Origin of the sequence: Sphingomonas kaistensis, from assembly GCF_036884275.1 — a bacterium.
Taxonomy (GTDB): Bacteria; Pseudomonadota; Alphaproteobacteria; order Sphingomonadales; family Sphingomonadaceae; genus Sphingomicrobium; species Sphingomicrobium kaistense_A.
In genome coordinates this window covers 545,725-558,725 of record NZ_CP145607.1, presented here as the reverse complement: position 1 = coordinate 558,725, position 13,001 = coordinate 545,725, and the positions used below count along the sequence as shown (strand labels likewise).

The window sequence follows — 13,001 nt, the reverse complement described above, 5'->3', positions numbered from 1 at the left end:
GACGCCGATGCTGATGGCGGGAAGCGGCCGGGAGGCCCGGATCCATTACATGGCAGGCACCTTTCGCCTGCTCTCGGACGGCGATCATGTGCGCTGCGCGGTGACCGGCGCGCGCATCCCGCTCGACACGCTGCGCTACTGGAGCGTCGCCCGGCAGGAGCCTTACATCGACGCCGCCGCCAGCCTCGCCGCCGAGGAGCGCGCCCGGGGCTAGCCTATCCGCCGCCCACGCACCCCGCGCTGATTGTTGATCCGCAGCACATAGCTGCCGAGCGAGCCCTTGCGGATGCTGAGCGGCTGACCGGCGCCCGGCGGATCGATCGCTTCGGACGCTTCGGTGGTTTCCCAAATCGCGCCGCCCTCGACGACGATCCGATATTTGCCATAACCGAGCGAGCGCCAGCTGGTGATCTTGGTTTCCAGCCGATCGGCATCCTCGCTCTGGCTTTGATCGCCCTTGAAGAACGGCAGCTTGGGGAGGCCGAAACCGAACAGATTGCGGCGAACTTCGCGCAGCTCGCCGCGATTGACGACCTGCACGTCGCCCGTTTCACGCGCCTTCAGAAGCGCGCCGACGGTCGAATCGTAACAGCTCAGTTTGCTCGCCGGATCGCTGATCGCGCGGCACGCGGCGAGCGATGCCAGTGCATCGCCGTTCTGGCTCGCCGGCTGTGCCGATGCGCCCGACCCGACCAGCGCCAGTGCGATAAACGCCTTGCCCAACAAATGCATAAACCCGTCTCCAAGCATTTCCTGCCACAGGATAGGCTGTGGTTGGCCCCTGCCAAGCTGTGGCGTTGCTGCCACAACTCTGGCCCAAAGGGGACTGTCGCCCTTCGACTCCGTTGCCTTGTCACTCCACTGTCTCATAGGAAGACCCGCCTAAAGCTTAGCAGTGCGTGCGCATTCGGCGCGTGCGGTGAAGGGGAACAGAATGTCCAAGACGATTTTAAAGGGTGCGCTGCTGACCGGGACGGTGCTCGCCGGCCTGTCATTTGCGAACCCGGCCTTTGCGCAGTCGACCACGCCGACCAACACGCAGGGTAACCTTCCGCCGGCGCCCGCCGACGACGCCAATACGCCCGGTGGCGTTCAGTCGAACGAATCCGCCGGCGCTGCCGAGCCGACGTCGTCGAACGACATCGTCATCACCGGCACCCTGATCCGCAACCCGAACCTGGTGGCTTCGGCGCCGGTGACCGTGGTCGGCCAGGAAGAAATCCAGCTCCGCCAGACCAACGTCGCCGAAGAAGTGCTCCGCACCATTCCGGGCGCGGTTCCGTCGATCGGCAGCAACGTCAACAACGGCAGCGGCGGCGCGGCGTTCGTCAACCTTCGCGGCCTCGGCTCCAACCGCAACCTCGTCCTTCTCGACGGCGTCCGGATCGTTCCGGCGGGCCTCGGCGGACAGGTCGACCTCAACAACATCCCGCTGTCGCTGGTCGATCGCGTTGACGTCCTGACCGGCGGCGCATCGTCGACCTACGGCGCCGACGCCGTGTCGGGCGTCGTCAACTTCATCACCCGCAGCGACTTCGCGGGCATGGAGCTGTCGGGTTCGAACCAGATCACCGAGCGTGGCGACGGCAACGTCATCCGCACCGATCTCACCATCGGCGCCAACTTCGATGGCGGCCGCGGCAATGCGGTCCTCAGCCTCGGCTACATCGAAAGCGATCCGGTCTACTTCGGCGGCGATCGTCCCTTCTCGCAGGTGACCCTCGAATCGTACGACGAACTGTTCGTCGCCGGCCAGGGTTCGACCACCACCACCCCGTCGGCCTTCGACATCGGTGGCGGCCGTTCGCGTCAGCAGGTCACTGCCGACGGTCTCGGCGTCCGCAGCTTCTATTCGGCCTACAACTTCAACCCGTTCAACGTCTTCCAGACGCCGTTCAAGCGCTACAACATGTACGCTGCGGGTCACTTCGACATCACCGACAACCTGACGGTCTACAGCCGCGGTCTGTACAGCAACAACACCGTCTCGACGATCATTGCACCGTCGGGCGTGTTCGCGTCGACCGTCACTGTTCCGGTCAGCAACCCGTTCCTGTCGGCCGCCCAGCGCAGCTACTTCTGCGCCAACGCCGACTTCAACACCGGCGTCGCGGGCAACCAGACCATCACTGCCGCCGAATGCTCGGCCGCGGCCACCGCGCTGTCGCCGACGGACCCCAACTTCCGTCAGTTCACCGTCGGCCTGCGTCGTCGTACGCCGGAAGTCGGTCCGCGCGTCTCGGAATATAACACGCAGCTCTGGGACTTCCGGGTCGGTGTGCGCGGTGACATCACCGATCGCATCGGCTTCGACATCTTCGGTTCGCGCGGTCAGTCGGACAACAACAGCTCGATCCAGAACTACGTTCTGCTGAGCCGCGCTCGCCAGGCGATCCGCGCCACCAGCACCACGCAGTGCCTCGACTCGAGCAACGGTTGCGTTCCGATCAACATCTTCGGCGCTCCGGGCACCCTCGGCACCGCTGAGGCGCTCGACTTCCTCAGCGACGATGCGACCACCGTCGTGTCGACCGCCCTGTCGCAGGCTCGCGCCACCCTCAACGGCGACGTCGGCTTCACCTCGCCGTTCGCGAGTGAGCCGATCGGCTTCGCCGTCGGTGCGGAATATCGCGACTACAGCGCTGAACAGCGTTCGGATGCGCTGGCCAAGACGGCCGGCGAACTCGGCGGCGCCGGCGGCGCGGCTCCCGACATCACGGGTGGCTACAACGTCTACGAAGGCTTCGCCGAAGTCATCGCGCCGCTCATTTCGGACCGACCGTTCTTCAACGAACTGACCCTTGAAGCCGGTATCCGTCGTTCGTCCTACTCGGTCGATGCGCCGGGCAATCCGAAGTTCAAGACCACGACCTGGAAGGTCGCGGGCAGCTGGGAGCCGATCAACGATCTCAAGTTCCGCGGCAACTACCAGCGTTCGGTCCGCGCGCCGAACATCGGCGAACTGTTCAGCCCGGTCTCGACCGGCCTGACCAACCTCGGCACCGATCCGTGCGCCGGCGCCGCTCCGCTGACCAACGCCAACCTGCGCGCAATCTGTATCGCTCAGGGCGCTCCGGCTGCGACGATCGGCACCATCACCAACCCGACCGCTGGCCAGGCCAACGTGACGGGCGGCGGTAACCCGTTCGTTCAGCCTGAAAAGGCCAAGACCTGGACGGTCGGTGCGGTTGTTCGTCCGAGCTTCTTCCGCAACTTCTCGGCGACCATTGACTATTACAACGTCAAGATCACCGACGCGATCAGCTCGCCGACCCCGGCCGATCTCATCGCGGCCTGCTTCGGCTCGTCGCCGACCAACCCGCCGGCCGGCGCTGCGACCACGGATGCCTGCACCGTGATCCGCCGTAACCCGGTTTCGGGTGCCCTCGACGGTCCGCCGGACACGACCTTCGGTCTGTTCTCGCCGCTGTCGAACCTCGGCCGCATCAGCACGGACGGTGTCGACGTCACGGCGAACTACCGCATGACTCTGGGTCAGATCCTTGGTCAGCCCGCTCGCCTGAACCTGTCGTTCGGGGGCAACTGGACCCGGAGCTCCAAGTTCCAGGCCACCCCGACTTCGGACAACCGTGAGTGCGTCGGCTACTACTCGGTGAACTGCGGCTCGATCCAGCCGAAGTACAGCTTCACGCAGCGCACCACCCTCGGCCTTGGCGCCGTCGATGTCTCGCTGCTGTGGCGCTACCAGAGCAAGGCGAAGCTCGAGCCGGCACAGCTGGCTGCCGACATCGCTGCGGCCGAAGCGGCCAACCGCAACGACGCCGGTGTGCTCCTGCCGCCCGCGCAGCAGGGTTGCCCGAACTACCAGACCGACGCGGGTGACGCGATCGTCAACGGTGGCGGTGCCTGCTTGATCGATACGCGTTTCCGCACGATCAAGGCGTACAACTACTTCGACCTGACGACGCGCTTCAACGTGACCGACAACTTCCAGTTCACGGTCACTGCGCTGAACATCTTCGACAAGAAGCCCCCGGTCGTCGGTGGCACTGTCGGCTCGACGACCTACAACGGTGGTAACACCTATCCGTCGAGCTATGACGCTCTGGGCCGCCGCTTCGCGGTTGGCGCTCGCGTCAAGTTCTAAGCCAATCTCTGGCCGCTCTCGGGCGGCCGGTAAGGAAGCGGGCTCCGGGAAACCGGGGCCCGTTTTCTTTTGAACTGCGAAGTAAGTCGTCGGCGCGTCCCGCCGATCGCCCGGACGTTCAGGGCAAGAGCGGCTGCGGCAACCTCAGGTCGATGCCGGCATGCTGGGCGGTCCGCTCGGTCCACCGCAGCACGATCTCGATCTCGCGGGCGTGCAAGGCCGCGCCCTTCGCTTCCTCTTCCGCACGCGCGGCCGAATCGAAAGGACGACCGTCCTTGCTGTGCGAGGAAAAGGCGGGGCTGGCCGCGACCGCGTCGGCATCGAACGCCAGTCCGAAGTGCGTGCCCAGCGCGGCGAGCGCATCGGCAGGGCTGGCCATCAACCGATCGCTGCCCAGCGAACGAACGTTGGCCGGATGGCGGGCCGCAAGATCGGCGAACAGCGCGTGCTGGGCAAGCCAGCTTAGCGCGGCGACCTGCAGATCGGTCAGCCGGAACAACTCTTCCTCGCCAAGCTCGAACCGGCTTACCAGACCAAGGCGCATCAGCTTCCAGAACAGCTCGCGCACCCACAAACGGCCTTCGATCTCCTTGCGCGCGATCGACGCGACAAAGGTCGGCAGCGGGGCGTAGAGCAGAAGCAAGCGCATGTCGGGACGCAGCGCCAGCATCAGCGGGGCAAGCGCGTTCACGACATTGCTGGGCTTGACCACGCTGCGCTCCCCCGGCTGCAGCGGCCGCGCCAGCGCGTGGAGGGCGGCGTCCATCGCCGCTGCGACCTGCCGTGGATCGCCGCGGCGAAGCGCCAATCCCGCGATGTCATTGAGCACGACGGGCTCGCTGTAGCCCGAGGCAATCCCCGGCAGGTCGAGGCTCCGAAGCAGCAGGGTCGAGCAGCAAAAGGCCGAATGGAGGATCATCGACGGCGGCGGCAGCGGGTGGGCTTGCGCCGTCGCCAGGAACGCGGCTCGCGGCAGGTCATGCGCATCGCCCGGTCCGACTTCCTCGTCCGATAGAAAGGTGATCGCGCGATGCCTGTCCCGCGGGAACCAGCGAAAGCGCACGTGGTCCCGGTCCTCGACATAACGATGCGCCAGCCAGCGACCGTCGCTCGGATCAAAGGGTGGGCAAGGGGAAGCCATCGCTTCTGGTCTGCCGCCGCTCGGCGCGCCCGGCAAGCTTCTTGACCGTCAACCGCCCGCGCCGCACGATGCCGTTCATGTCCGCAACCGATGTTCGACTTGCCCAGGCCATGCAGGCGCAAAGCCGTGGGGAGACCGCTCTCGCGAGCCGACTGCTTGCCGCCGTTCTCGCCGACGATCCCGCAAACCCCGTCGCTCATAACATGATCGGACTGGCAGCCATGGCCCGCGGCGATCACCGGTCCGCCGCCGATCATTTCGAACGAGCCCGCGCGGCCGCGCCCGACAGCCTGCCCGTGCTCGGCAATCTTGCCGGCGCCTATCGCGCGTTGGCGCGCGACAGCGACGAGCGGGACGCGCTGGAGGCAGCCCTGGCGCTCGACCAGCGGCATCTCGCGACCCTGATCCGGCTTGCGGAATGGCACGAGCGGAAGGGGGAAGCGCATGACGCCGCGCAGCGATGGGCCGGCGTTGTCGCGCTCAGCACGTCTGTCACCGATCCCTCGCCCGCGCTTGCCGAACGCTTCGCCCACGCCCGCGAGGTCGTGTCGGCGCAAACAGACAGGCTCGCCGCGGCGATCGACCGAACGCTGGACGCGACGCTTGAGCGCGGCGATGCGCGGGAGCGTCGGCGTGTGCGCGCCGCCGCGGAAGCGATGCTGGGTCGGCGGCCGATCTACGTCAATCATTGCGAAGGGATGCATTATCCCTTTCTTCCCGCCGACGAGTGGTTCGACCGCGAGCATTTCGAATGGATGGAAGACCTGGAGGCGCAGACCGCCACGATCCGCGATGAACTGATCGCGCTGCTGCAATCGGGCAGCGATCATGCGCGCCCCTATGTCGAGCAGGCACCCGGCACGCCCGACAACAAATGGTCGGTGCTCGACCGCAAGAACGACTGGAGCGCCATTCACCTGTGGCGCGAGGGCGTCCGCGACGACGCCGTATGCGCGCACGTGCCCGAGACCGATCGCATCATCAATGCACTTCCCTTGTGCCGGATCCCCGGGCGCGCCCCGACTATCTTCTTTTCGTTGTTAAAGGCGGGTGCCCACATCCCGGCCCACACGGGGGTCACCAACACCCGCGCGATCGTGCACCTGCCGCTGATCGTGCCGCCGGCCTGCGAATTTCGCGTTGGCGGCGAAACCCGGCCGTGGGTCGAAGGCCAGGCCTTCGCGTTCGACGACACCATCGATCACGAGGCCTGGAACCGCAGCGACCGCGACCGTGCGGTGCTCATCTTCGACGTCTGGAACCCGTACCTCAGCGACCTTGAAACCGACGCCATCACGGCGATGTTCGCGATGGCCGACGAGGCGCGCGACGCGGCGGTCTAGACCGCCGCAATCTCCTCGGCAGGCGTGAGGACCAGGCCGCCATCGCCTTCGTCCACCCGCACCTGCTGCCCGTCGCGCACCCGGCCCGCCAGGATCGCATCGGCCAGCGGGTCCTGCAGATAGCGCTGCACCGCCCGCTTCAGCGGCCGCGCGCCGTAGACCGGGTCATAACCGACCCGCCCCAGCCACGCCTTCGCCGCATCGGTGAGGTCGAGCACGATCCCCCGCTCCTCCAGCAACTTGCCGAGGCGCCGCACCTGGATGTCGACGATCGGCGCCATGTGGCTGGCGCTCAGGCGGTGGAACAGAATGATATCGTCCAGCCGGTTAAGGAACTCGGGCCGGAAATGCCCGCGCACCACGTCCATCACTTGTGCCTCGACCTTGTCCGCGGGTTCGTCCTCGCCGAGATTCGCCAGATATTGCGACCCGAGGTTCGAGGTCAGGATGATCAGCGTGTTGGTGAAGTCCACCGTCCGCCCCTGCCCATCGGTAAGCCGCCCGTCGTCGAGCACCTGAAGCAGGATGTTGAAGACGTCGGAATGCGCTTTTTCGACCTCGTCGAACAGCACGACCTGATAGGGCCGCCGCCGCACCGCCTCGGTCAGCGTGCCGCCTTCTTCATAACCGACATAGCCAGGAGGCGCGCCGACCAGCCGCGCGACGCTGTGCTTCTCCATGAACTCGCTCATGTCGATGCGGACCATCGCATTCGGATCGTCGAACAGGAATTCGGCCAGCGCCTTGGTCAGCTCGGTCTTGCCGACGCCGGTCGGCCCGAGGAACAGGAAGGACCCAAGCGGCCGGTTCGGATCCTGCAAGCCCGCCCGCGCGCGGCGCACCGCGGTCGAGACGGCCTTCACCGCCTCGGCCTGCCCGATCACGCGTTTGCCGATGATGCTTTCCATGGCGAGCAGCTTCTCGCGCTCGCCTTCCATCATCCGCTCGACCGGGATGCCGGTCCAGCGCGACACGACCGAGGCGATATCCTCGGCGGTAACTTCCTCGCGCAGCATGGCATTGGCCTGGCTGTCGTTCGCTTCGGCGAGCTTGCGCTCCAGCTCGGGAATGCGGCCATATTGCAGCTCGCCGGCGCGGGCGAGGTCGCCGCCCCGCTGCGCCTGCTCCAGCTCGACGCGCAGCCCGTCCAGCTCTTCCTTCAATTTGCTCTCCGCGGCGATCTTGTCCTTGTCGCCCTGCCAGCGCGTCGTCAGCTCGGCTGACTGCTGCTCGAGGTTCGCAAGCTCGCGCTCGAGGATGACGAGGCGGTCCTTGGACCCCTTGTCGGTTTCCTTGCGCAGTGCCTCGCGCTCGATCTTGAGCTGGATGATGCGGCGATCGAGATTTTCGATCTCCTCGGGCTTGCTTTCGACTTCCATCCGCAACCGCGAGGCGGCCTCGTCCATCAGGTCGATCGCCTTGTCGGGCAGGAAGCGGTCTGAGATGTAGCGGTTCGACAGCGTCGCCGCCGCGACCAGCGCCGCGTCGGTGATGTTGATCCCGTGATGAAGGGCGTATTTGTCCTTGAGGCCGCGCAGGATCGAGATCGTGTCCTCGACCGTCGGCTCACCCACCATCACCGGCTGGAACCGCCGCTGCAGCGCCGGGTCCTTTTCGACATGCTTGCGATATTCGTCGAGCGTGGTCGCGCCGATGCAATGCAGTTCGCCGCGCGCCAAAGCGGGCTTCAGCAGGTTGGACGCATCCATCGCGCCTTCGCTCTTCCCCGCGCCGACCAGCGTGTGCATCTCGTCGATGAACAGGATGATGTCGCCATCGGCCTGCCGCACCTCGTCGAGCACGCCTTTCAGCCGCTCCTCGAACTCGCCGCGATATTTGGCACCCGCGATCAGCGAGCCCATGTCGAGGCTGAGCAATTGCCGGTCCTTGAGGCCGTCGGGCACGTCGCCATTGGCGATGCGGATCGCGAGCCCCTCGGCGATCGCGGTCTTGCCAACGCCGGGTTCGCCGATCAGCACCGGATTGTTCTTGGTCCGGCGCGCCAGCACCTGGATGGTGCGGCGGATTTCCTCGTCGCGGCCGATCACGGGATCGAGCTTGCCCGCGCGCGCGGCGGCAGTGAGGTCGCGGGCGAATTTCTTCAGCGCGTCATAGCGGTCCTCGGCGCCCTGCGTATCCGCGGTGCGGCCTTTGCGCAGCTGCTCGATCGCGGCGTTCAGCGACTGCGGCTGCACACCCGCGCGGGCCAGCGCGTCGCCGACCCCGGTGCCCTTGGCCAGCGCGAAGGCCAGCAGCATCCGCTCGACCGTGACATAGCTGTCGCCGGCCTTCTGCGCGATCTCCTGCGCCTGATCGAGGATGCGGATGGTGTTGCCATCGAGCGCCGGGGCCGAGGTCGCGCCCGAGCCGGTGACGGCCGGTTCCTTGGAGACCAGGGCATCGACTTCGCGCCGCGCCGCGCGCGGGTCGCCACCGGCGGCCTGGATCAGGCCTGCGGCCATGCCCTGCTCGTCATCGAGCAGCGCCTTCAGGACGTGGGCGGGCGCGATGCGCTGGTGGTTCTCGCGCACCGCAATGGTCTGCGCGGCCTGGATGAACCCGCGCGAACGATCGGTGAATTTCTCAAAATCCATGGGTTGGAATGTCCCCTCTCATCTGCGGCGAAGATAGTGTTGCTTATCGGCAACACAAGAGGGATCAGAGCGGTGCCAGCGGATCCTTGACCGGCAGGGTCGTCACGCTTTCGCGCGGCTTCAGCACGGGGGTCGTGCTGACCATGCTGGTTGCGGCGGCCTGCTCGGCCACGGGGCCAACCCCGCCCGCCGGTGCAGAAGCGATCACCGGGGCCGGCATCACCACCTTCGGGCAGGCGAGATGGCCGTGATCGTCGCGGCCCCAGGTGCGATATTTCCAGCTGTCCACGTGGAAGCGCATCTTGGAATAGAAGCCGAGCCCGGCGTTGAAACGCGGCCCCTGCCGCTGATGTTCTCCGCACAGCCGGCGCATCATGTCCTCGCGCCCGATCGGTGTCAGCGGCACGAAATCGATCGCGCTCATCGACTTGTGCACGCTTTCGGGCGCTCCGCCAGCGCAGCGATTGAGCGCGGCGTTACGGAACACGCTGACCGGCTCCACCGGGCCGACATAAGGCACCACGTGATCGCGCACGTAGCGCAGCGTGTTGACGATATTCGCCCATTCTTCCTGCGGCGGCACTTCGAACGGCTCGGCCCCGCAGCGGCGCCAGTCGCTGGCGGTGCGCAGCAGCTGCCAGGTCGGCGCGACGAACGACACGCCGCTTTGCGTCAGATAATCGTGAAACTGCCGAACCTGCCCGAGGCGCCACGGCCCCTTGGCGATCCATTGCCGATAGCCGGGCTCGTCCTGACCCGCCTCGACATAATCGGCGATCGGGTTCCACGGCGCGGGCAGCAGCACCGGCTGGGTACCGGTGGCGACCGCAGCGGCAGGCTGCGCCGGGGCAGGGGTCGCAAGCGCGAGGGCGAACAGGGTGGTCAGCAAGCGCCGCATCGCCCCACGATAAGCCGACAAAACTTGAAAAGACACTGAACGCCACTCACTTCGCCGTGCATGAGCACTCAGCCGATCCACGTCGACCTCCCCCACAAGCTTGGAAAGACCGAGGCGCGGCGGCGGATCGCCGACAATATCCACAAGCTTGGCAGCTTCATTCCGGGCGGCGGCGCGGTCACGCATCAGTGGCAGGGCGACCGGCTCGATCTCGACGTGGGCGCGATGGGGCAGTCGGTCACCGCGCGCATCGAGGTCGAGGACGCGCTGATCCGGGTGCATGTCGCGCTGCCCGGCCTGCTCGGAATGATGGCCAAGCCGATCGAAGCCGCTTTGCGCGCCAAGGGCAGCGACCTGCTACTGGAAGATCGCCGCAAATAAGAGGCCGCTTGCCTAGTAGGATTTGCTGAGCGACACCCGTTGCTCGCTCGCAAACCCTTGGAATCAGGCGAAGTGGACGAAGTGGACCCTATGTGTTTTTCGCGTGGCGGTCAGGCAATTGCCACCCGCCCGGCGGAATGACACATTGGGCCGGAGAAGGAGCAGGCTCATGCGCCATGTCGCTATCGTCGGATCCGGTCCCGCCGGCTTCTACACCGCCGAAGCGCTGCTGAAGTCGGGCGATGTCGCGGTCGATATCCTCGACCGCCTGCCCGTCCCCTACGGCCTGATCCGCTTCGGCGTCGCCCCCGACCACCAGTCGATCAAGGCGGTCGCCAAGCGCTACGAGAAAGTGGCGATGACGCCCGGCGTCCGCTTCCTCGGCAACGTCCACCTCGGCGCCGACGTATCGACCGAGGAATTGCTCCATTATTACGACGCGGTGGTGCTGGCGACCGGCGCCCCGCTCGACCGCCGGCTCGGCATCCCGGGGGACGACCTGCCCGGCGTGGTCGGCTCGGCGGCATTCGTCGGCTGGTACAACGGCCATCCCGATTTCGCCGACCTCGCCCCGCCGCTCGATCAGGAACATGCCGTCATCATCGGCAACGGCAACGTCGCGCTCGACTGCGCCCGCATCCTCGCCAAGACCCCGGCCGAGTTCGTCGGCTCCGACATCGTCGCCCACGCTTTCGAAGCCTTGGGGTCGAGCCGCATCCGCTCGATCACCATTCTTGGCCGCCGCGGCCCGCACCAGATCGCGATGACTCCGAAAGAGCTCGGCGAACTCGGCAAGCTCGAGGCGGCAGAGCCGATGGTGGACCACGACGACTTTCCTCCCGCCGGCACCGATGCCGCGCTCGATCCGGGCCAGCGCAAGAGCGTCGACCTGCTGCGCGGCTATGCCGCCACGCCGCCCGACGGCACCAAGCCGCGCACCATCACCTTCGATTTCTTCGCCAAGCCGCTCGCCATCGAAGGCGACGGCCGCGCCGAGCGAGTGATCGTCGAGCGCACCGCGCTCGGTCCCGACGGCCAGGCCCGCGGCACGGGCCAGACCTATGCGCTTCCCGCCGGCCTCGTTATCAGCTGCATCGGCTATGCCTCACCGCCCATCCCCGGCGTGCCTTATGACGAAGCGCTCGGCCGCTATGCCAATCGCGACGGGCTGGTCGAAGACCGGATGTTCGCCGTCGGCTGGGCGAGGCGCGGACCGACCGGGACCATCGGCACCAATCGCCCGGATGGATTTTCCGTCGCCGAAGCGATCGACGCGGCCTTTCCGCCGGGCGGGGCGGAAACCGGTCGCAACGGCGCCGCCGGGCTCGATCGCTTGCTCGCCAGTCGTGGCTGCGATCCGGTGCTGTTCGCCGACTGGCAACGGATCGAAGCCGCCGAAGTCGCCGCCGCCCGCACCGGCGCCCCGCGCGAGAAGCTGGTCCGGGTTCCCGATCTCCTGAAAGCCGGCGGCCATTAGGCGCTTGCGTCCGTGAGAACCGCCCCCTAAAGACCGCCCCGCCTTGGTTCCCGCTTTGCTGCGGGTTCCGGTCGGGGAGTAGCTCAGCCTGGTAGAGCACTGTCTTCGGGAGGCAGGGGCCGGAGGTTCGAATCCTCTCTCCCCGACCACTTACTCGCTCAAACCGTTTGCCGCGCGCCGATCGATGCGCGCGGGACTTGAACGGCCGGGGCATCGTCCGTCATAGGCGTGGCATGGCCTCGGCTCTCGAACAGCGACTCGCCCAGCACCTCACTCTCAGCTTCGCCGAGCGCGATGCGCTGCAATGGCTCGAACGGCGCGAGCGGCATTTTGCGGCGGGTGAGATCATCGTTCGCGAAAACGAGACCACCGACGTCCTCTACATCGTCGCGTCGGGCTGGCTCCACGGTTCGGTCCGGCTGCCCGACGGCGGGCGCCAGATCCTGCGCTTCTATTTTGTCGGCGACATCACGACGAGTTTTTCCATCGCCTGGGGCTACAGCGCCGCGACGCTGACCGCGGTCAGTGCCTGCACGCTCTACGAGCTCCCGCGAGAACGGTTCGGTCGTTTGTTCCAGGAGCATCCGCGGCTCGGCGCCATGCTGTTCGGGATCAGCGCGGCGGAGCAGGTCGCGCTGGCCGATCGCCTGACCTCGGTCGGTCGGACCGACGGGCAGACCCGGGTCGCCACCTTGCTGCTCGACATCTATTCGCGGCTGCGCGTGGTGGACAAGCTGTCGGGTTCCGCCTTTCAGCTTCCGCTGACCCAGCAGGATCTGGGCGATGCGGTGGGGCTGACCAAGGAGCATGTGAACCGCTCGCTCCGTGCGTTGGAAAGCACCGGCCTCCTCGAACGCGACGGCAAGATGATCCGCATCAACGATGTCGAAGCGCTGGCCGAACTGGTCGGTTTCCAGGATCGCTACGGTCATGTGGCGACCGACTGGCTTCCTCCCACCGCCAACCGAAGTGACATGGATCAACGCTCCGCCGCGGCCGAGTGACATACATCACCGTTTCTGAACAAATGTTCATTTCGCAATTCGAAATACGGACCTT

At 66.5% G+C, this 13,001-nt stretch carries 10 protein-coding genes and 1 tRNA gene; 7 read left to right on the top strand and 4 right to left on the bottom strand.

Going from position 1 to position 13,001, the window contains the following annotated elements:
* Window positions 1-7 precede the first annotated feature (7 nt).
* On the top strand, window positions 8-214 hold the full coding sequence (locus V6R86_RS02555) for a DUF2093 domain-containing protein (RefSeq protein WP_338501809.1): 207 nt from the start codon (window positions 8-10) through the stop codon (window positions 212-214).
* Here V6R86_RS02555 and V6R86_RS02550 read toward each other — a convergent pair.
* Window positions 211-732, bottom strand: a complete 522-nt coding sequence (locus tag V6R86_RS02550) for a hypothetical protein (protein ID WP_338501807.1) — start codon at window positions 730-732, stop codon at window positions 211-213. The genes V6R86_RS02555 and V6R86_RS02550 overlap by 4 nt on opposite strands.
* A gap of 202 nt (window positions 733-934) precedes the next feature.
* Between V6R86_RS02550 and V6R86_RS02545 the strand changes: the two genes are divergently transcribed.
* Window positions 935-4,108 (top strand): TonB-dependent receptor domain-containing protein, encoded by a 3,174-nt coding sequence (locus V6R86_RS02545; protein ID WP_338501805.1) that lies wholly within the window; start codon window positions 935-937, stop codon window positions 4,106-4,108.
* 118 nt (window positions 4,109-4,226) lie between these two features.
* Here the strand turns inward: V6R86_RS02545 and V6R86_RS02540 are convergent, their stop codons facing one another.
* Entirely contained in the window at window positions 4,227-5,171 is a 945-nt protein-coding gene (locus tag V6R86_RS02540; RefSeq protein ID WP_338501803.1) for a hypothetical protein, read from the bottom strand.
* 155 nt (window positions 5,172-5,326) lie between these two features.
* Here V6R86_RS02540 and V6R86_RS02535 point away from each other — a divergent pair, with 155 nt between their 5' ends.
* Complete coding sequence (locus tag V6R86_RS02535; protein WP_338501801.1) at window positions 5,327-6,592, top strand: aspartyl/asparaginyl beta-hydroxylase domain-containing protein; 1,266 nt, start codon at window positions 5,327-5,329, stop codon at window positions 6,590-6,592.
* Here V6R86_RS02535 and clpB read toward each other — a convergent pair.
* Entirely contained in the window at window positions 6,589-9,186 is a 2,598-nt protein-coding gene (clpB, locus tag V6R86_RS02530) for an ATP-dependent chaperone ClpB (protein ID WP_338501799.1), read from the bottom strand. The two genes, V6R86_RS02535 and clpB, sit on opposite strands and share 4 nt — an antisense overlap.
* Before the next feature lie 64 nt (window positions 9,187-9,250).
* On the bottom strand, window positions 9,251-10,120 hold the full coding sequence (locus tag V6R86_RS02525; protein ID WP_338501797.1) for a D-Ala-D-Ala carboxypeptidase family metallohydrolase: 870 nt from the start codon (window positions 10,118-10,120) through the stop codon (window positions 9,251-9,253).
* Between the two features lie 24 nt (window positions 10,121-10,144).
* Here V6R86_RS02525 and V6R86_RS02520 point away from each other — a divergent pair, with 24 nt between their 5' ends.
* From V6R86_RS02520 to V6R86_RS02505, 4 genes are all read left to right on the top strand, one after another.
* Window positions 10,145-10,465: a polyhydroxyalkanoic acid system family protein gene (locus V6R86_RS02520; protein WP_338501795.1), complete on the top strand. Its 321-nt coding sequence runs from the start codon at window positions 10,145-10,147 to the stop codon at window positions 10,463-10,465.
* Between the two features lie 169 nt (window positions 10,466-10,634).
* Window positions 10,635-11,942: an FAD-dependent oxidoreductase gene (locus V6R86_RS02515; protein ID WP_338501794.1), complete on the top strand. Its 1,308-nt coding sequence runs from the start codon at window positions 10,635-10,637 to the stop codon at window positions 11,940-11,942.
* Between the two features lie 72 nt (window positions 11,943-12,014).
* Window positions 12,015-12,091: transfer RNA gene (locus tag V6R86_RS02510), tRNA-Pro, on the top strand.
* An 84-nt stretch (window positions 12,092-12,175) separates the two neighbouring features.
* Window positions 12,176-12,946 (top strand): Crp/Fnr family transcriptional regulator, encoded by a 771-nt coding sequence (locus tag V6R86_RS02505; protein ID WP_338501792.1) that lies wholly within the window; start codon window positions 12,176-12,178, stop codon window positions 12,944-12,946.
* Window positions 12,947-13,001: the final 55 nt, after the last annotated feature.